Origin of the sequence: Haladaptatus sp. CMAA 1909 (genome assembly GCF_043952005.1) — an archaeon.
Taxonomy (GTDB): Archaea; Halobacteriota; Halobacteria; order Halobacteriales; family Haladaptataceae; genus Haladaptatus.
The window spans coordinates 646,039-666,225 of sequence record NZ_JBIOAV010000002.1; the positions used below are offsets into that span (position 1 = coordinate 646,039).

General features: G+C 55.2%; 15 protein-coding genes and 1 pseudogene. 10 read left to right on the forward strand and 6 right to left on the reverse strand.

Annotated features, from left to right (window positions below; translation table 11 throughout):
* Nucleotides 1-266: 266 nt before the first annotated feature.
* Nucleotides 267-1,286 carry a YbhN family protein gene (locus ACGYLY_RS21115; RefSeq protein WP_395284577.1) on the reverse strand — a complete coding sequence of 340 codons (1,020 nt, stop codon included), beginning with the start codon at nucleotides 1,284-1,286 and terminating at the stop codon, nucleotides 267-269.
* Nucleotides 1,287-1,830: 544 nt separating this feature from the next.
* On the opposite strand from ACGYLY_RS21115, the gene ACGYLY_RS21120 reads away from it, so the two are divergent.
* The 3 genes from ACGYLY_RS21120 to ACGYLY_RS21130 all read left to right on the forward strand — a co-directional run bounded on the left by ACGYLY_RS21120 (nucleotide 1,831) and on the right by ACGYLY_RS21130 (nucleotide 5,795).
* Nucleotides 1,831-3,498, forward strand: a complete 1,668-nt coding sequence (locus ACGYLY_RS21120; RefSeq protein WP_395284576.1) for a glycosyltransferase family 39 protein — start codon at nucleotides 1,831-1,833, stop codon at nucleotides 3,496-3,498.
* Between the two features lie 44 nt (nucleotides 3,499-3,542).
* Nucleotides 3,543-4,871, forward strand: a complete 1,329-nt coding sequence (locus ACGYLY_RS21125; protein WP_395284575.1) for a polysaccharide deacetylase family protein — start codon at nucleotides 3,543-3,545, stop codon at nucleotides 4,869-4,871.
* Between the two features lie 102 nt (nucleotides 4,872-4,973).
* Nucleotides 4,974-5,795 (forward strand): undecaprenyl-diphosphate phosphatase, encoded by an 822-nt coding sequence (locus ACGYLY_RS21130; RefSeq protein WP_395284574.1) that lies wholly within the window; start codon nucleotides 4,974-4,976, stop codon nucleotides 5,793-5,795.
* 279 nt (nucleotides 5,796-6,074) lie between these two features.
* Here ACGYLY_RS21130 and ACGYLY_RS21135 read toward each other — a convergent pair.
* Nucleotides 6,075-6,756: pseudogene (locus ACGYLY_RS21135) on the reverse strand (IS6 family transposase).
* A 225-nt stretch (nucleotides 6,757-6,981) separates the two neighbouring features.
* Here ACGYLY_RS21135 and ACGYLY_RS21140 point away from each other — a divergent pair.
* The gene (locus tag ACGYLY_RS21140) at nucleotides 6,982-7,236 is read left to right on the forward strand and encodes a hypothetical protein (RefSeq protein ID WP_395284573.1); all 255 of its coding nucleotides are present in this window, start codon (nucleotides 6,982-6,984) and stop codon (nucleotides 7,234-7,236) included.
* A 1,366-nt stretch (nucleotides 7,237-8,602) separates the two neighbouring features.
* Here ACGYLY_RS21140 and ACGYLY_RS21145 read toward each other — a convergent pair.
* The 3 genes from ACGYLY_RS21145 to ACGYLY_RS21155 form a co-directional block, all read right to left on the reverse strand.
* The gene (locus tag ACGYLY_RS21145; protein ID WP_395284571.1) at nucleotides 8,603-9,421 is read right to left on the reverse strand and encodes an IclR family transcriptional regulator; all 819 of its coding nucleotides are present in this window, start codon (nucleotides 9,419-9,421) and stop codon (nucleotides 8,603-8,605) included.
* Nucleotides 9,422-9,749: 328 nt separating this feature from the next.
* Nucleotides 9,750-11,003, reverse strand: coding sequence for a M20 family metallo-hydrolase (locus tag ACGYLY_RS21150; protein ID WP_395284570.1), 1,254 nt, complete (start codon nucleotides 11,001-11,003; stop codon nucleotides 9,750-9,752).
* A gap of 141 nt (nucleotides 11,004-11,144) precedes the next feature.
* Complete coding sequence (locus tag ACGYLY_RS21155; protein WP_395284569.1) at nucleotides 11,145-12,413, reverse strand: amidohydrolase; 1,269 nt, start codon at nucleotides 12,411-12,413, stop codon at nucleotides 11,145-11,147.
* Nucleotides 12,414-12,577: 164 nt separating this feature from the next.
* Between ACGYLY_RS21155 and ACGYLY_RS21160 the strand changes: the two genes are divergently transcribed.
* The 6 genes from ACGYLY_RS21160 to ACGYLY_RS21185 all read left to right on the forward strand — a co-directional run bounded on the left by ACGYLY_RS21160 (nucleotide 12,578) and on the right by ACGYLY_RS21185 (nucleotide 18,714).
* Nucleotides 12,578-14,311: an ABC transporter substrate-binding protein gene (locus ACGYLY_RS21160; protein WP_395284568.1), complete on the forward strand. Its 1,734-nt coding sequence runs from the start codon at nucleotides 12,578-12,580 to the stop codon at nucleotides 14,309-14,311.
* Nucleotides 14,312-14,396: 85 nt separating this feature from the next.
* On the forward strand, nucleotides 14,397-15,359 hold the full coding sequence (locus ACGYLY_RS21165; RefSeq protein WP_395284925.1) for an ABC transporter permease: 963 nt from the start codon (nucleotides 14,397-14,399) through the stop codon (nucleotides 15,357-15,359).
* A gap of 2 nt (nucleotides 15,360-15,361) precedes the next feature.
* Entirely contained in the window at nucleotides 15,362-16,372 is a 1,011-nt protein-coding gene (locus tag ACGYLY_RS21170) for an ABC transporter permease (protein ID WP_395284567.1), read from the forward strand.
* Nucleotides 16,369-17,412, forward strand: coding sequence for an ABC transporter ATP-binding protein (locus ACGYLY_RS21175; RefSeq protein ID WP_395284566.1), 1,044 nt, complete (start codon nucleotides 16,369-16,371; stop codon nucleotides 17,410-17,412). The genes ACGYLY_RS21170 and ACGYLY_RS21175 overlap by 4 nt, the downstream gene beginning before the upstream one ends.
* Complete coding sequence (locus ACGYLY_RS21180) at nucleotides 17,405-18,511, forward strand: ABC transporter ATP-binding protein (RefSeq protein WP_395284565.1); 1,107 nt, start codon at nucleotides 17,405-17,407, stop codon at nucleotides 18,509-18,511. The genes ACGYLY_RS21175 and ACGYLY_RS21180 overlap by 8 nt, the downstream gene beginning before the upstream one ends.
* Nucleotides 18,508-18,714, forward strand: a complete 207-nt coding sequence (locus tag ACGYLY_RS21185; RefSeq protein ID WP_395284564.1) for a hypothetical protein — start codon at nucleotides 18,508-18,510, stop codon at nucleotides 18,712-18,714. Before ACGYLY_RS21180 ends, ACGYLY_RS21185 begins: the two co-directional genes overlap by 4 nt.
* 432 nt (nucleotides 18,715-19,146) lie before the next feature.
* Here the strand turns inward: ACGYLY_RS21185 and ACGYLY_RS21190 are convergent, their stop codons facing one another.
* Nucleotides 19,147-19,935: an IclR family transcriptional regulator gene (locus tag ACGYLY_RS21190; protein ID WP_395284563.1), complete on the reverse strand. Its 789-nt coding sequence runs from the start codon at nucleotides 19,933-19,935 to the stop codon at nucleotides 19,147-19,149.
* Between the last annotated feature and the right edge of the window lie 252 nt (nucleotides 19,936-20,187).

Consider the following 20,187-nt stretch of genomic DNA (forward strand, 5'->3'; position numbering starts at 1 on the left):
ATTTTCAGTATATCTTATAGGTAGCTCTCTATTTACGGTACTTCTATTCGGTGCAATGATCGGCGTACTCACCACATCGCTTGTCAATCGGACTGGGATTGTGACACGGAAGAGCGCAGTATTCGCACTGTTTTTGATGTGGGTCGGGAGTATGTGTATCACGATCGGTGGAGCAATTTATTTTACTGGATCATAACATACTGATAGTAGATCAATTCCGCCAAGAGAGATGAGAGATATTTGTACATTATAATCGAGGATCAGATTTAGTTCGTTGTTTGTTCGAGTATAAGTACACATATCCCACCAAGCAGAGTAGAAAACCAATATGTTCCAAGTCGATAGATAAGTGCCGCTCCAAGAGCGACTTCTTTCGAAATGCCCATCGGAAGGAGAAGCAATGTTATTGCAACTTCAACGCCGCCAGTCCCACCAGGGAGCGGTGTGACACTTGCTATCGTTGCGACAGGAACAATGATAAAGACGACGAACAGTGGGAAGTTTACACTACCTAACAGCGTCTGTATCGATACAAACATAATCAAGCCCATTAAAACCCATCCAATTGTTAAATACATGGACGCAGCGAAAAGGTCAGTCGGATTCGTGCTGATCCGGTGGATGGTCTGAAAATATCCATCAACCCGTTCGCGAATCGCATCCTGACCAGGTGGCTCATAGGATGGGATAAAGATAGTGCTGTATTGCAAAATAACCGTAAGTAAGTGAGTGAGTTTAGAATTGATCTGTGTAGAATATCGCCATGATGTATAACTCACGATTGGAAGGCAAACGATAGTTCCCGCTATTAGGATCATAATTAGGGATAGATGTTGGCCAACGGCATATTGAACAGCATAATAGCTAAGTCCAATAACTGCCAAGGTAATTGATGGAAGAAGGTTGAGTGCGTCAAAGCTAGTAATTGATGCTAAACCAGTCTCATATGTTGTTTTTGTCGAATTTGAGATTAGTAAAGCACTGAACGGTCCCCCGCCCGCCTGACCAAACAGAGTAATGTTGTCTGCAAATACCGAACTCGCGAATAGAAGAAACGCCACCCAGACAGAAGATTTTGCACCAACCACATTCAATATTCGATGAAGAGCAAGCGACCAAGAAAGCATCCATGCCAATGCTAATCCGAATATGACGGCTACCGATCGCGTCGTAAGCTTTGCAAAGGCGGCACTGATTTCACCGATACCAATGAACCAAAGTAGCATCAGCAGAACCATAGCCGCACTTAGAAACCCGAGCCAGATACTGCGAGAATGAATCTTCATCTAATATAAATGCTGATACCGTATCCCCGTAGGTCTTTTGTACTGATGCTACACGTCAGAAACAGTTATAAGCCACTGTCTAGATAAGAAAAATCGAGCGGCAGCGATACGATTGGCGCAGTTTTTCTCGCCGATTATACGTGGCTGATTCTGGAGATCGATATCGGTTGCACTGTGAGATGACGAAATTCGGCTATGTCACAGAAATCCTAGCCATGATGAGACGAAGTGATTCATTCGCCACTCCCGCTAAAGACATGAAACGCCACTCTACAACAGAATCACGTAACTAGATAGTGCCGATGAGGCTTTATTATCAGATCTTTTACTAATATTTTGCCGCCAATCAGTGTATAACCCATACAGCATCGTTGAAATGACTTTTGTCGCCCTTCCACGACCAGAAAAAGACTAGTTGAAACTCATTGTGTTACCTCGATTAAATCCCAATCTATTGTTGTAATCTCGTTGCTTGAAGTAAAAGCATTCTTACGGATCTCGATATCGGTTCTCTAATCCGTATTGAGACCAGAAATCGAAGAGAATGACGGAGAACGATAGTAAGAATCAAACAACAGAACCAAATAATTCTATCTCGAGCAGATACTACCAGCAGTTCGAATGGATCATCAACAACTCTGTTACTTGGCTGGTACCTAGTATACTCATTGGGACGATTCTTGTTATTGGGTATCTTCGAACGCATCCATACCCCGCGTTCGGCGCGGGATTGTATCTACTAATGGCAGGTCGTATCGTCGACCATGGTTATGCACTGCCACAAGTCATTCCATACTACACGAGCGGAGGATTGCCATTCGCCTATCCACCGTTTGGATTGTATCTCGCTGCTATTCTTCGCGATTGGCTCAATATGCGTCCACTCACCATCGCACGGATCCTCCCTGGCATTCTCACTGTCGGCTATCTCATTCCAGCTTATGCTCTCGCCGAACAATTGCTTGAGTCACGACCGAAAGCCAGCCTCGCGGCAATCATCATTGCTGTGACTCCGCCAGTATTGCAATGGCATCTTTCGGCTGGTGGGTTTGTCCGTGCCCCTGCCTTTGGGTTCGTAATTCTTGGTCTCTATGCCGGTCTTTTGATCTTTCGTGATCAAGATACTCGTTGGCTTCCCGTAGCTTCTATCGCGTTCGCAATGACCGTTCTTTCACATCCACAGTATACTGTCTTCTTTATCGGGAGCTTTGCCTTACAATGGTTCGTTTTTGATCGATCCTTTGATGGGATTCGCTATGGTTGGCTCACTGGTTTAGGGGGGATTTTACTCACAGCACCATGGTGGATGCAAGTCATTCAAACCCATGGTGTCGATATATTCGTGGCTGCAGCAGGAGCACAGGGAGGAATAGGAGGAAATCTGTCCCATTTGAAACGAATGTTTAGATTCGGATCAATGGCTGAGACACTCTATTTCTTTTGGGGACCAGTATCTCTCCTAGGAAGTCTCTATCTACTCGCTCGTCGGCGTGTATTTCTTCCTGCCTGGCTCCTCCTTGCCTCACTTGTGCTTGATAAGGCTCGATTCCCGTTTTTCGTCGGTGCATTTCTCAGTGCGCCCCTTATTATCGATGGCGCCAAAGCAGCCGTTCGTCCGTTCACACAGACGATAGCTGAACGTCAAATTGGTGTAAGTAGTCTCGTATTAGGTATCGTGTTACTTGGTGGCGTAGCTGGTGGGCTCTATGTAACCAGCAGTATTAACACACATGCTGGGAGTCAATCGTTACCTGCGTTTATGGACAAAGCAGACGTGAGCGCAATGCAGTGGGTACAGCAGAATACAGCGCCAACTGCACAGTTCATCGTCTTTGGGGATACTGCCGAATGGTTTCCACAACAAGCACATCGCACTATCATCGTAGGGCCATGGGGGGTTGAATGGATGGGAAAAGAAGCATACCGGACGCAGATTCAGCGATTCAGGCGGATTTCAACATGTGAGACAAGCGATTGTGTGACGGACACACTTCAAAAAGCACATCTCTCGCCCGACTTCCTCTATGTACCGAAAGGAAGGTTCACAGTACGAGGCATACAGCATCGACAAACCCAGCAGACGATTACCTCGTTACGTGCCTCTGCACGTTATCAGCAAGTATTTGAAAACGATGGTGTCGTTATCTTCAAAACAATTCCTATGCGAGATATTAATGAATCAACACACAAGGAATTCAGACACCTTACATGATTTGAAAAAGACTATAAGACTACTATCTTTGTACCTCAGTAACAATGTCTCGCCAAACACGGCGTGCTTTCCTTCGAACAGTTGGAGCAATAGGAACGGTCAGCCTTGCCGGGTGTACTGTATTCGGCGACTCAAACGAGGAAACAAGCGCACCGAACCAGTCATCGACCACTGCGAACAGAGGAACTACATCGGCTCAAGAAACACAGACACCAGAAGAAAAGACAACAACTAGCTCTGATAGTCAAGGAGTTCCCAAGGCGTTTGAGAACTTCGAGTCGCTCGGTAGCTGGAGTGCTGTCGACGGACTAGGAACGCTAAAAAAGGGTACAAAACAGGTATATGCTGGGTCACAGTCAGCCCATGTCATTGGTGGTAAGCAATCTATCGAAGGCCAAATCCATCGAGTGAATTTCGCCAGCAACCCTGCCGATTTTAGCAATAAAAACCTCTCGCTGGCGTTCAAATGTACGTCCCATGATTTTGTAAAAGTCGCCGTTCAGTTGTATGCACCTGATCAAGGGCATATCGTCGAATTGAAACGCACTCTCTATGGACCGAAGGGAAAATGGGTACGAGTAAACCTTGGAGTTACAGATGTTCAGCGCCAGCAGAGCGTCGATCTTTCCAACGTCTATGAGGTACGTATTATTGGCCGTCCGGAAGATCCGAATTCGACGACTCCCATCGATTTTTATGTTGATGATGTGAAAACCGTACCCGCTCCTAAGAAGGGGATGGTGATGCTCACGTTCGATGACAGCCTTGAGTCTCACTATTCAGTGGCATATAAGAAGCACATGAAGAAGCACGGATTCCCTGGGGTAGATGCAGTCATCACGGATGCAATATACGATGATGGCTTCCTCACACAGCCTCAAATGCGTGAGATGGTCAAAGATGGTTGGGATATGATCGCCCATCCAAATATTGGTGCAAAACCGTTTCCTCAATACCCTCCAAAAAAGCAAGAGGAAATAATGACAGAGTCGAAAAGTTGGCTCAAACGGTATGGCTATGATGGACACAAATACATGGCTGTCCCGAAGAATATCGTTGGGCCTAAAACATTCGACCTTGCGCAAAAGCACTTTGATCTAACACTATCGTTCGGCGCATCACCAAACGCACTACCGATAATCGAGAAGGATACAATCCTCTCACGGATGTACGGCGATGGAAATATCGCTCGGACGAAACAGATGGTTGACTATGCAGCAACGTACAAGCAGCTGTCGGTCTTTTTGTTCCATAAGATTGGTGCAGGAGGGTTTTCCGAGAAGAAGTTTGAATCTCTTCTTCAATATATTAAGCAAAGCAACGTTGAAGTCGTCACACTTACAGATCTAGCGAAGAAAGGTTTGTTTATCTGAAAAAACCCATTAGAAGGTGATAGACAGGGAAGTACTCAAGATATTTAAACCGAGTTCATTCAATTCGAAGATTATTTCATCACCCGCTTTGGAGGGTCACATATGAGTCGCTCTTTCCTGATTGGTCTTATCCTCGGTATTCTCCAAGGGATTTTTGAATGGCTTCCGATTTCGAGTGAAGGTAATATCACTCTCGTTTTCGCATTCTTCAACCTAGCATCACCAACGGAAGCAGTTGCATATGCCCTATTTCTTCATCTTGGGACTGCGGTTTCGGCGACGGCATACTATCGAGATGAACTTGTGAACGTCTTGGGGACGCTTCCAGACTGGCGGCCACAAAGTGCGTTCTCGGACGAGACAACCACACTCTCCTTTTTAGGAGTTGCAAGTCTCGCGTCTGGGATCGTCGGAATTATCGCGTATCTTGGGCTCGAACACGTTATTTCTGCGGTGACGGGCGGAACGTTCGTTGCGCTGATCGGTCTTCTGTTGGTTTGTACTGGCTTCTTACAGCGGTTTGCTGGTGGACTCTCTCTTGGAACGCGAGACGAGCCCAATCTCGTTGATGCAGTTCTCGTTGGATCCCTGCAGGGACTTGCAATTCTACCTGGCGTGTCTCGGTCAGGGACAACAGCAAGCGCGCTCCTCCTGCGAGGGCACGATGGCCCCAATTCATTCCGGCTTTCGTTTTTGCTTTCGATTCCTGCAGCTTTGGGAGGGGCCCTTATCGCGGTTCTAGATAGTGGTGGCATCCCATCACTCTCACCACTGGCGGCGTTCGTTTCCATTGTAACTGCGGCAGTGGTTGGCTACATCACGATTGATGGGTTAATGCGGCTTGTTGAACGAGTTTCATTCTGGGCGGTGTGTGTGGGGCTTGGTCTTCTTGCAATTATTGGAGGAGTACTGTTAACTGTTTAATGCTGCAATCGTTTACTACGAAGGATTACGGTTTCTTGTGCGGTGGTGCGGATCAACGATCAGTACCATTGCTATATCGCAGATCCAACTCTCATATCAAGTAAAAGAACAAGTCCAACGAATCCGAACAGAATTAGACTCCAAAACACAATAACCTGGTTTGACCACGCCCCTAAAGCAGTGATAAGGCCGATCCACACGGAGAGAATTGAAATACCTATGACCGACAACTGGACAGAAATTGTTGACATAGTAGCTAATCTGTTCATAGGGCACTGTCTAGTTTAGCTCCTCTTCGACAGGCGTTCGGTTGTTGAGCGATTGATGCGGTCGCTGATGGTTATAGTAATGCACAAACTGTTCAAGCCACCGCTGGACGCTCGGCCGACTGCCCACCCACGACGTATGGAAGCGGTCGATCCGCTGCTTGAGCGTGTGAAACCACTTTTCGATCAGGTTTCGCTCGGTGTCGTCGAGCCGACCGCTCAACCCGATCCGAAAGAGGGCAGTCCGATATCCATAGCCATCAACGAGAAACACGGCGTCCGAGAGATCGTGTTTCTCGGCCAATCCAGACAGAAACGCAGCCGCTTGATCAGTGCCATGCTGATCAAATACATCGATACCGAGCAGCAGTTTTGTTTCAGTGTCTATTGCAGCGTACACCCAAGACCATTCGCCACTGATTTTGACAGCGGTTTCGTCGACCGCGACCCGCCGTCGGCAGCGCCGACGGCGGGTCGGAAACGCTGTCAGATACCCGATGAACCCATTGAAAAATCGCTTGATGCGAACGTTTTACGCCGAGGAGCGCAAGAATCGATTTTGTTTCCCTGAGCGAACAACCGGTCGCGTGAAGCCGGACGGCGAACGCCCTAACGGGCGTCGCCGTCCGCTCACGCTCCCAACATTCAAGCGTAGCCGTCTCTAAACTCTTTTTGAGCAGGTTTGAGAGTAGCATGAATCACTAACTCTTCAACCTGCTCGTCCTTATCTAGACAGTGCCAAACGCGCCAAAATCCCAGAAAGCAGACTACTTTTCTCCAGTTGTTCGGCATAGCCGAATCCAGTCGTCGATTTCATCAACAGATGGCACGCTAAATACGCATCACGCACTTTGTAACTCTCCGAGCAAGATGCTAAATTGAGAGCGTAGATTTATCGCACTAGAAAACCAGTTAGTTCTATGAATAAACTCGGCATCAATAGTCAGTGGCTACTCACCGAAAGCCTCCGCGTTGGAACAATCCTCTTAATCGGCTTTCTCCTCGCCCATTTTCTCGACGAATTCATCGCAGCGTTCGGTATTGAACTCCTCTATGGACTACGGAGTACTCTCATCACAGTCATCCAAAATACCGCGCTCCTCACTGGATTACTCTATGTGATTACGAAGGGGATTAATACCTCTTCGTCATCCGCCAATCATCGTGGCGATTAGCGGTTAGAAAGCAGAAAACGGGCATCACGTGTCTTTTGTACGATCTGTAGCTACAATTTATATTATCTTCGGACTATTGACTAGACGCCATTTGTTATTGGTCAGTTTAAACATTTAGAACTGAGATAGTAGCTAAGGAACAGGATGGGGGCGATGAGAACAAAGACAAACCAAAGACCGGGGTCAAAGAGGATAGTTCCGACGGAACGATGAGGATAGTATATTTTTGCCCAGATCATCATTCCGATGAGGAGCATGCCAAGGACGGTAAGACCACCGAATGCCGGCCTTTCTTTAAGATATTCATTGAGAGAGTTGGTCATTTGATACCGATTATTTCTTTATTAGAAAGCGTTAAAAATCTATCATTGATCCGTCCTCGCTCATCTTCATCTGGGAGAGATGGAGTTTCTTAGACCCAAGGAGCAATAGAGAGCGTGTATTTAGCCGGTAAATCGTGATAGAACACCCGTAGATTGCCGTGTCTATTTCTTCTGGTCTTGTTGGTGGGCGATACGCTGTTGAGCGTCGGCAATGGCTTCTATCGCAACGAGAAATCGCCACAGTAAGTAGAGCGGAATGATGATTAGTGCGGGAAGCAGTCCAAGTAGAGGTGAACCCGCTAACAGAATTGAATATAGTAAAAATATGATATATAGAACAATTATCGTGGCAGCCCAACTTCGCGGAATTGACGGAGGTGACGAGTCAACCATATCTCCTCTCTATTCGCTGTTATCTTAACCATTCTCCTGACCGTTTCTTTTCACTCGCCGTCGAACACCACCTCTCCCTGTAACCGATACACACCCTCTATGCAACACGACTTGACGAACAGTATCCTCAGTTGAGAGTCTGGTCGATGATCGGATAACACTACGAACTGCGCATAGATTGGTTCGGGGGTCCCGGGGTGGTGTTACTTCCGCTTACGGAGATATGGAGAAGTAGAATGGCCGAGCGCTGATGTACCGAAAGCGGGTGACAGAGGACCGCTACCGGCAGAGCAGGAATTGGTAAACTATATTTAGCTATATAAAATTGTGATGCGACGGTCGTGAGCGATTCTCTTCCTTCGCCGGTTTCACGGCCGCTGTCTCTGAAGAATTTGGGAATACTATTTGGCCTCATCAACGCCGAATACAACGTATACCTTGTGTTGCTCTCGAAGAAGTCACAAATTGACTTACAGATGTAGTGTTGTAATGGCGTTCGGCGCGATCACTCGCAATTGACAACGGTGAGTCCGAAGGACGGCGGCCGACGGATGGATAACGAGGGGATCGGTTCGCCGATACCGGGATCAAATGCGGAACCGTCCCCACCGAAGCACGTCTCGGTAGCAGCGCGCGACGTGATGACGGGACTACCCCAAACCCAGCGTGTCGGAGCTCCGATCCGACATGTTGATGTTAACCTCGATGACGTTGGCGGTGCTCGTGACCATCTCCGGTATCGTCTCCTGGAACTGCGTTCCTTTCATCCGGCTCGTCGGCCCGGAGACGCTCAACGCCCCGAGGACGTTTCCGTCGCGGTCCCTGATCGGCGCACCGACCGCGCGCAACCCCTCGATCTCCTCCTCGTCGTTGTAGGAGTAACCGCGTTCGCGCGTCTCCTCGAGTTCTTTGAGAAGTTCGTCCCTGTCGGTGATGGTGTTCCGGGTTTTGGCCGGTAGGCCGTGAAAGTCGATTATCTCCGCGGTTCGTTCGGGCGAGAGTTGTGACAGTATCGCCTTCCCCGTCGCCGACGGGTGCAGATAGTCGGGTTTCTGTAACTTCGACGTCTGATACTCGTCCCCGACGGCCTTCTCGCCGCGTACCTTGAGCAGGCTGATTCGAAGGCCGTGTTGCTCAGTCGAGAGGTGCGCGTACTCGTTGGTCCGTTTGGCCAACTTCTCGACCTCCTTCTTCCCCACTTTGTAGAGGACGTGCTGGTTTCGGACGAACTCGCCGAGGAGGAGGAACTGAAGACTGAGTTCGTACGCGTCGCCGTTCTTGACGACGAGCCCGGTTTGTCGAAGTGTTGCAAGATGGTTGTACATCGTGGTTTTGGAGACGTCGAGGTGGTCGACCAAGTCGTCAACGGTCGCGTTACGTAGCTCCTCCAGAGCCCGTATCACGTTCACCGCCGTCACAACGGTACTCAACGACCGTGATGGCGACCCGTTGTTCGGTAGTTTGCTCATACCATCACTGTGCAAACGACCGTTATAGTTGTTTGCATATGTTGCAATCCCAAGGGAGAAGGTAGTACGTGTGTTTTCGTCCGGCTATGACTCGTCTAACCGTCCCATTACCGACCGACGGAGCTCGAGCCCCGGGTGCAAATCATCTTAGGGCGGCGTGATTTCCCGACGTTACGCGGGGGAAGTCGGAGTATTGAAATCGAACACCAACGGTTGAATCCGACACATATGGAGAGAAACAAGTCCACATACCACTTCTAGACGCCGGTTGCAACTATCTACGACGCAACGAATCGGCGTCCATCGTCGAGTTCGAAGTCCGATTCGGCTAGTAGTCGCTCGCCAGTTCCGCCAGCGTCGTCGCGAGTATATCGGTCGCTGCGGCGCAATCGTCCCAGTCGGTCCATTCGAGTGGATTGTGCGACAGGCCGTTCCGCGAGGGGGCAAATAGGAGCACGGTGTCGGTCACCGACGAGACGTTTGCAGTATCGTGCATCGCTGCGGAGTGCATCTTCTGTGCCCCGATATCGAGCATTTCAACCGCATTCAATGCCACTTCGACACACCTGTCAGCCATCCGGCTGGGCCGCTGGTCACGGTACCGGTTGAATTCGGTTCGAACCGGAGCACGGCGTTCGAGACGCGTGAGCGACTGTCGGGCGCGGTCCGCGAGCGCGTTCATCGACTCGTATTCGACGTCGCGGATGTCCATGTGGAGTTCGACGTACCCCGGAACGATGTTGCGAGCGTTCGGCGCGACGTCGCACCGGCCTACCGTTCCGACGGCCGTCGGACTGGTGGAGGCGACCACTTCTTCTGCGGCGCGACGAAAGTCGACGATGAACTCGCTCGCGGTCGTGAGCGCGTCGGACCGTTCGTCCATGGGCGTCGCGCCCGCGTGGTCGGCCTCGCCGACGACTTCGACCCTGCAGTTCGTGATGCCGGTGATGGCGTCCACGACGCCGACCTGATTCCCGGCCGATTCCAACGTCGTTCCCTGTTCCACGTGCAGTTCCGCCCAGGCAGACCATTCGTCCGCGTGAACATCGTCGTCGCCCGCAAAGCCGACGTTCTGCAGGTGCGTCCCGAGTGTGCGCCCCTCGTCGTCAGCGAGTGACAGCGCCTCCTCGGGCGTTCGAACGCCGGCGGCGACAGACGACCCGAGCAATCCGAAGGAGAACCGTGCGCCCTCCTCTTCGGTGAACGAGACGACCTCGACCGGCCGGCGGAGGTCCGCGTTCGAAGCTTGCAGCGTTCGGACGGCTTCGAGCGCGGCGTAAACGCCGAGCGGTCCGTCGAAGATACCCCCCTCGGGAACGGAATCGAGATGACTCCCGGCCGCCACGGGCGCGGCATCGGGGTCGGCTCCCTCCGGCGTCCACCGCCCGACGATGTTTCCGACCGCATCGACGCGCACGGAGAGCCCGGCGTCTTCGAGCCGCGAGACGAAGAACTCCCGTGCGCGCCGGTCCGCGTCGCTTCCTGTCAGTACCGTCCGCCCGTGTCCTTCATCGACGTCGATGGCACCGAACTGGCCGTTCCGTTCGACGTCGCGACGAAGGCGTTCCTGGTCAACCTGCATACCTCCGCTCAATCGAAATGAGGGGTAATAAACGCAGTGTATCGCCCGGATAACTACCGGTAGCGCCGTCGAGTCGATGGCCGCCCTACCGACGGCGCGGCCGCTCTGAACCCAGCGGCGAGTCACGTCCGAGTGCAGCGATCAGAGCGTTCGAACGGTACGAGCGACGACGTCGACCCCGATAGCGAGGGAATCCTCGTCGATATCGAATCGCGCCGTGTGATGGCCGTGCGGGTTGCTCGCGCCGATGCCGACGTAGGTCGCTTCACCGCCGTTCTCCTGTACGCGACGGATGAGGTACGACGCGTCCTCGCTCCCGCCCATGTCGGCGCGTTCGACGACGGTGGAGACGGTGTCGACATCGGCCGCCGCGGCCGTGACGGCCTCGATCATCGGATCGTCGGCCGTAAACGTCGTCGTCTTCCCGTAGAGGCCGGTTCGAAGTTCCACGTCGTGCATTCCGGCCGCGTGTTCGACGACGCGGCGCGCTTTCTCCAACATGTAGTCGTTCAGGTCCGCCGAGCCGCCGCGAACCTCGACGCGCATCCGGACCTCCTCGGCGACGATGTTCTGCGGATTCGGCGAGTGAACCTTCCCGACGTTGATCCGGGTCGCGCCGTCGGAGTGGCGAGGGATGGCATAGAGGTTCTGAATCGCCGTCGTCGCGGCCTGTAACGCGTTGCGTCCCTCGTTTGGCGCGTTTCCAGCGTGACTCGGGGCACCCTCGAACGTCACGTCGAGTTTCGCGTTCGACAGCGGGTTCTCGTACGCCGCGACGACCATTCCAGTCTCGTTACCGAGTCCGAGGTGAAGCGCGAGGAAGTATTCGACGTCGTCGAGGTGGTCGGTCTCGCTCATCGGTTTACCCCCCCGTCCGCCCTCCTCCGCGGGTTGGAAGAACAGTTTCAACGTCCCGTCGAAACCGCCGTTCTCGTCGAATTCGCGTGCGATACCGAGACCGATGGCTGTATGGCCGTCGTGGCCACACGCGTGCATTTCGTTCGGATGGGTGCTCCCGAACCCGTCGCGGGCGGGGCGGTGGTCGTCGTCGGTAGCCTCGCTGCGTTCGAGGGCGTCCATGTCGACTCGGACACCGACGGTCGGTCCCGACCCGTCTCCGTACGACTTCTCGGCGACGAGTCCGGTGATATCGTCCATTCGATCGATGAACGACTCCGGTGCACCTTCCTCACGGGCGCGAGCGACCGCGTTCGCGATGTCGGCCTCGTCCGGAACGCCGAGGCGAGCGTCCTCGGCGACGGCGTCCGTACCGAGATGAAGGGTGTAGTCGCGTTCGTCGAGTTCGTGTGCGATGAGCGCAGTCGTACGGAACTCCTTCCAACCGGATTCGGGATTTTTGTGCAGGTCTCTGCGTAGCTCTCGTAGGGTGAGCGGTCTGGCATCTGCCATGGCCCTACAACAAAGTTCGACTATTAAACTGCTATGGGACAGGTAATCGTAACGAAACGTATCGAAACGAGGCCGTGCCTCCAACAAAACAATTATATAATCTATCTCCATGTGCTAAGATAGACCACACCAAAATGTGTGAATCGAAGTAGGTATACGTAGACATGAAAGAAGATGACATAATCGAATACAACCTGAATAGACGGCAGTTCGTCGGCGTCGCCGGCGTGCTGGCCGGGACTGCGCTCGCGGGATGTTCCGGAAAGTCGGACGACGGCGATAACAGCGGCGGAGACGGCAACGGTGGCGGCGGCGGTGGCGGAAACGGCAAGAAGACGCGGTTGAACGTCGCCATCTCCGCGGAAGTGTGGAACTTCGATCCCGCGCTCTGGACGGACACCGCCACGAGTACCGTCGGCGGCCTCATCTTCGACGAGGTCATCGAACTGACGCCCGACGAGAAGCTGAAGCCGGGACTCGTGACGGAAGTGCCGGAACCGAAGAACGGCGGAAAAGCGTTCGAGTACACGCTCCGCGACGGAATCACGTTCCACAACGGCGACGACGTGACCATCGAGGATTTCAAATACTCCGTCGATTGGATTCTGAACCCCGAGAACAACTCCCCCATCAAGAGCCGCATGCCGTTCGTGGAGAGCAGCGAAATCGTCGGCGACCGGACCCTCCGGCTGAACACGTCGAAGCCCTTCGGGACGCTCAACTGGTGGCTCACACGGAGTCTGGAAGGAATCGTCCCGAAGGATTCGCGCGGCGAGACGCAGGACGGGAAGGGACCGAGCGGCCTCGCGACGAAATTGACGAACGATCCGAGCGGCGCGGGAACCGGCCCGTACGAGTTCGTCGAGTGGAAGAGCGGAAGTCACGTCCTGTTGAAGAAAAACGAGAACTACTGGATGGACGGCATCCCGTCGGTCGATGAAATCAAGTTCGACTTCATCGGGGAGAACTCCACGCGCCTCGCCAACCTCCGCTCCGGCACGATAGACCTCACGAACAAGGTTCCGCCGAAGGATTTCGAGGGGCTGAAGGGCCAGCCGGACATAACGGCGGAATCGGTTCCCGGAAACCTCACGCAGGTGCTCTACGTGAACCTCATGGAAGCGGAGGGCAACCCGATGAGCAACGTCAACAACCGGCGGGCGGTGCTCTACGGCATCGACGGCGACGAGATTCTGGACGAAATCTTCCAAGGACAGGGCGTCGTCCAGAAAGGTCCGTGGTACCCCGACAGCGAGTGGACGTCGCCGAAGCTCAAGGAGATGAAACTCTACGACCCCGACAAAGCACGCTCGGAACTCGAAAAAGCGGGCAATCCCGACGGCTTCGAAATGGACATCATCGCCACCAAGGGCTCGTGGTTCAAGGACGAAGCCGTCGTCATCCAGAATCAGCTGTCCAACATCGGCATCGATGTGAACGTCACCGCCGTGGACAAGTCGACCCTGTTGAACGAGGTTTACAGCACGAACACGTGGCACGCCGCCATGGAAGACTGGGGACAGTCGATTCCGGTCGTGACGTCGTGGCTGGAGGCAGGCTACGCGAACAACAACCACAACCACAACAACTGGCACCACCAGGCGGACGACCTGATGGACATCTACGCCCCGAGCGGACCGGAACCGCCGGCTGACGCCGAGGGAGACTACTCGAACGGACACGAGTGGTACGTCGCACAACTGCGCGAAGCGCAGGCCGCGACGGACGAAAAGACCCAGAAAGAGATCGTCTACCGTCTCCAGGAGTATCTCGTCGAACACGCGATTCAGATCGACATCGCGTACGTGAACAAGCTCGAAGCGTGGAGCAACTCGGTCAAGAACTACGATATCGGGACGTTCGTCGACAAGTACCGGGACATCGAGATCGGTGAGTAAACGTATATAACCATGGAATTCGATCCAGAGGGAGTGAACGAATGAGTCTATGTAGAACCGCTGCGGTGGTGATCGGTCGATGAGCATGGGACGCTACGTCGCAAAACGCCTGCTGCTGACGATACCAGTACTGCTCGGTGTCAGCGTCGTGGTGTTCGCGCTGGTTCACCTCGCACCGGGTGGCCCCGTCCGCGTGATGCTCGGGCCGCTCCAAGACGAAAAGCTCGTCAGCCAAATTCGACACGACATGGGGTTGGACCAACCGGTGTACGTCCAGTACGGGCTCTGGATGGCCGATGCCATACAGGGCGACCTGGGAACGTCGTGGACCGTCCAACAGGGGGCGCCAGTGACGGACCTCATCGTGGAGCGACTGCCGCTGACGGTCGAACTCTCGATACTCAGCATGATGATGGCGATACTCATCGCCATTCCTACCGGCATCATCAGTGCCGTGCGCCAGGACCGGATCGAGGACCACGCGGCGCGTATCGCCGCGTTGACCGGTATCTCCATCCCCGATTTCTGGCTGGGGATCATCCTCATCATGGTGTTCGCGGTCCAGTTCTCGTTCCCGTGGGCGACAGGCGGTTGGACGCCGCCGTGGGTCGACCCGGTGGCGAACCTCCAGCAGTTGGTACTACCCGTGATTACGCTCGGAACGGCATACTCCGCGCTCATCGCGCGGATGATGCGCTCGGAGATGCTCGACACGCTCAGCCAAGATTACATCAAGACGGCGAAAGCGATGGGTATCAGCAGCCGCGAAGTGATACTGAAAGACGCCACAAAGAACGCACTCATCCCGGTCGTCACCGTCATCGGCGTCGGCCTGGGACAGCTGATGAACGGGGCGATTCTAACGGAGACCGTATTTAATCTCCCGGGAATCGGGAAGCTCCTGATCCTCGCCATCGACCGGCGGGATTACCGCATCATTCAGGCGCTCATCCTGTTCATCTCGATGGTGTTCGTCTTCGCGAACCTCGCGGTCGACGTACTCTACGCCTACCTCGACCCCAGAATCCGATACGGCGGGAGGAACTAACGATGGCAACGAAAGACCACGCAGAGGCGGACGAGTTCGACGCTGGATCGGCCCCCGGGACGCATCACTCGCAGCTCCAGATGTTCTGGAAGGAGTTCCGGCGCAACAAGCTATCACTGATCGGCGGTGGAATAATCGGCACGATGGTTCTCCTCGCGCTGTTCGCACCCTACGTCGCCCCGCACGACCCGACCGCACAGTTCGAGGCACCCGAGGGCGAACACAACCCGATGCCGATGGGCACCGAGATGATAGTCGAAAACGAGAACGGCGAGGCGGTCGGATCGATGACCGCCTACCTCGGAACTGACCATCACGGCCGCGATATCCTCTCGCGCATCCTCTACGGCTTGCGCACACTGATGACGGTGTCGCTCGGCGTCGTCTTTTTCGCCATGCTCATCGGCGTGAGCGCGGGTGCGATAGCCGGCTACTACCGGAACACGTGGATCGACGAAATCATCATGCGGTTCATGGACATCCTCTTTTCGTTCCCGAGCCTCATCCTCGCCATCGCGGTGCTGGGCGTACTGGGCGTCGGGGAGACGGAATACGCGTCGTTCGTGCTCCCGAACTTGGTGAAGATAATCATCGTCATCGGCGTCGTCTACATTCCGAGTTTCGCCCGCGTCATGCGCGGGTCCGTGCTCAAGGAGATGGAGGAGGATTACATCGACGCCGCCAAGGCGCTCGGGGCGAGCGACCGACACATCCTCATGAAGGACATCGCCGTGAACACGTTGCCGACCGTGGTCGTTCAGGGCACGTTGTACATGGGAACGGCCGTGCTGGCGAGCGCCGCGCTGTCGTTTCTCGGTCTCGGCATCCAGCCTCCGAAGGCGAGTCTCGGGTTGATGCTGTCGAACGCGCGAGGCTACCTCTACAGCGGCGAGTGGTGGTACTCGGTGTTCCCGGGCGCGGTCATCGTGCTCACCATCCTCGGGTTCAACCTGCTCGGTGACGGGCTACGTGACGCACTCGATCCGCGGTACACGGAGGAAACGAGAGAATGAGCGACCCGATACTGTCGGTTCGCGACCTCGTCACGCGGTTCTACACGGACGAAGGGACGGTGAAAGCCGTCGACGGCTCCTCGTTCGACCTCCACGAGGGCGAAACCCTCGGCATCGTCGGCGAGAGCGGGTCCGGAAAGAGCGTTACCGCGCTCTCCGTGATGCAACTCGTCGACGACCCCGGACGCATCGAACGGGGAAGCGTCCTCTACGGCGGCGACGATCTATTGGACAAGAGCGAAGCGGAGATGCGCGCGATACGGGGCAACGAGATATCGATGATGTTCCAGGACCCGATGACGAGCCTGAACCCGGTGTTCACCATCGGTCAACAGATCAGCCGCGTCATCCTGCGACATCAGGACGTTTCGAAGCGAGAAGCGCGCGAGCGCACCGTCTCACTCATGAAAGACGTGGGGATTCCGGAACCGGAGGCTCGCGTCGACAGCTATCCGCACCAGTTTTCGGGCGGAATGCGCCAGCGGGCGTTACTCGCGATGGCGATCTCGTGCGAACCGGACGTGCTCATCGCGGACGAACCGACGACGGCGCTCGACGTGACCATCGAGGCACAGATCTTCGAAGTGCTCGACGACCTTCAGGAAAAGTACGGCATGAGCATCATCCTCATCACGCACGATCTCGGCGTCGTCGCCGGCACCTGCGACCGCGTCGCGGTCGCGTACGGCGGTCGCATCGTCGAACGCGCGAGCGTGGACGACCTCTTCGAGAATCCGCGCCACCCCTACACGCGCGGGTTGATGCGTTCGCTGCCGACGCTGCGGGGAGAACTGGACCGGTTGGTCCCGGTCAAAGGCGACGTGCCGAACCTCGCCGCCCTGCCGTCGGGGTGTTCGTTCCATCCGCGATGTCCGCACGCGACGGACGCGTGTCGCGAGTACGACCCGGAACTGCGGTCGGTCGAACCGAATCGCGAGGCCGCCTGTATCCACGCCCGTGGATACGGCCCGACATCGAACGAGACGGAAACCGGTCCGCGTACCGAAACCGCGGCCGATGGAGGAGTAATCGATGACTGACGACTCACTGGTAGAGGTGAGCGGACTGCGCAAGCACTTCGTTCAGAACGATGGACTGATCGACCGACTGATGGGCGCGGAGGAGCGCATCAAGGCCGTCGACGGCGTCGACTTCGAAATCGAACGCGGCGAGACGCTCGGACTCGTTGGCGAATCCGGAAGCGGAAAGTCCACGACGGCACGGTCGCTCCTGCGCCTCGACGAGCCGACGGCGGGGACGGTTCGCTACGACGGAACCGACCTCACCGACCTGTCGGATGGGGAGATGAAGGCGATGCGAAAGCGCATCCAGATGGTGTTTCAGGACCCCGCATCCAGTCTCAATCGTCGAAAGACCATCTCACAGCTGCTCAAACAGCCGATGGAGATTCACGGGCTGTACGAGGGCGAACGCGACGAGCGCGTCGACGAACTGATGGAGACGGTCGGCCTTCCGCCGCAGTTCTCCAATCGGTATCCCCACGAATTCTCGGGCGGGCAGCGCCAGCGCGTCGGTATCGCCCGCGCGCTGGCGGTCGATCCGGAGTTCATCGTCGCCGACGAACCCGTCTCGGCGCTCGACGTCTCCATCCAAGCCCAGGTACTCAACTTGTTGATGGACCTGCAGGACGAGTTGGATCTGACGATCCTGTTCATCGCCCACGACCTCAGCGTCATCCGCCACGTCTGTGATCGCGTGGCGGTCATGTATCTCGGCGAGATCGTGGAGGTGGCTGACGGGTCGGACCTCTTCGAAAGTCCACAACACCCGTACACGAAGTCGTTACTCCGCGCGATTCCGGAACCGGATCCCGACCTCGCCCGCACGCGAACGGCGTTGGAGGGGGAAGTCCCCTCGCCGCTCGACCCGCCGTCAGGGTGTTCGTTCCACTCTCGCTGCCCGAACGCTACGGAGGAGTGCAAGACGACTGCCCCGTCGCTGGATGCGATACCCGGGGCGAACGACGGGCACAAGGCGGCGTGCATTCACGTCGACGAGTTCGAGTACGGAACGGGCTTCGTCGCCGAGGACGCGGTCGTCGACGACAGGTTCAGCATCGAGGGCTTCGACCACGCCGACGAACCTGTCGCGGACGGCGGACGGCCGGGTAACGAATGAAAGTCGCGCTGAAGCCGATGATTCGGCTTGTCCTCACGTTCGCCATCGTGTGGTTCTACAGCGCCCTGCTCACGCCACTCGATTCGGGGGTCCGCTTTCTCGCCATCGTCGTGCTCGCCATCCCGACGTGGCTCGTCGTGAGTCGGGCGCTCTTCACGGACGACGACCGGTCGCCGTTTCGGTTCCGTCGCGACACGGAGTGACCGGGAACCGACCCGGGTCGCCGTTGTTACGCTTACACGATACACTGTGTGTAGAGAGGCTCGGAGCGGATTCGGTTTCGCCTACCGCTCGATACGATACGGAAAAACGCTATTCTTAAGTGGGGAGTGGTCAGAATAGGCAGTAGAGAGGCATTTAGGACAACACATATGCTTGACGATAGTATAGAGAACGAGACGAGGTGACGAGGCCACGTAGGATGCAAGCCAACCGTTGGACCGTCGTCGTTTTGACGATCCATTGCATTACACCCCTACCATTGTAATTTAGATGTGGGAACGTTAGGAACCGCGGTCGCCTCGGCAGTTTCGAGGACGATAGCGGTCGACGAACCAAGGGACGATTCCCGACCGGTACCGAGAGTACGAACGAACCGGAGAACCCGTCGCACCGTTTAGAATTACTAAACGAGTTCAGTCGGATCTGAGTTCCAGTTCTACCTGCTTCGCGGTACTCAACACCTGGCCGGTGATGTCCTCCTCGAAACGCCGGCCGTTGAGTACCTCCGCCCGTCCGACTACGGAGATGGCTCCCTCGCGCTCGTCCTCGTTACTGCGGACGGGAGCGGCAACGCCGTTGACTCCTTCGATTCGTTCCTCCCGACAGTAAGCGACGCCGTCACCGCGGACGCTTCGAAGTTGTGCGTCGAGCGTCTCCCGGTCGGTTATCGTTTGGGGTGTTCGCGCGGGCAACCCGTGTCGTCGAACGCACTCCTCGACACGTTGGTCGGGCATCGAAGCGAGAATCGCCTTTCCAGCGGCGGTCGCGTGGAGCGGCAGTTGGTCGCCATCGACCGACGGCGGCGACCACGTGTCGGAACTCACCGCGTGATAGACACGAGTCCCGCGGCCCTCCTCCTCGATGAAGAGGCCGACCCATTCCCCGGTCGTCTTCGAGAGGTTGTCCAAGTAGGGTTTCGCAACACGGAACAGGTTCGACCGCTCCCGCGTCCGTTCGCCCGTCGCGAGCGCGCGCAAGGTGAGGTCGTATCGGCCGTCGATTTTCTTCACGTATCCCAAACTGCGAAGCGTCGTCAGGTGATTGTGGACGGTTCCCTTCGTCGCGTCCATTCTGGTGGTCACGTCGGTCACGCCGAGCGGCCCATCGGTCGCGAGAATTTCTATGAGCGCGAACGACGTCCGCGTCGCCTTCACCGGATACCGATTCGGTTCGTCCATGAGCGTACATCGCAAGAGTGCCATTTATATTTGTTCACCGATGCTAAACTAGCAGTTTGAATTCATACCGAATGATGATTTATGTTCTGTCGAAGACGGGCGTTCACCGACTTTTCGAACGTATCCACACGAAAACCGAAGTGTGAGACCCTCACGGACCCGTTTTGTCCTCCTAAACATACCAGTATGCTATCCGTAATTTTCTGCTAAATTGAAGACTTTTCCATAGCGTGAGCCAGTTCGGGAAACATTAAAAACAATGGAGGACATCGATAA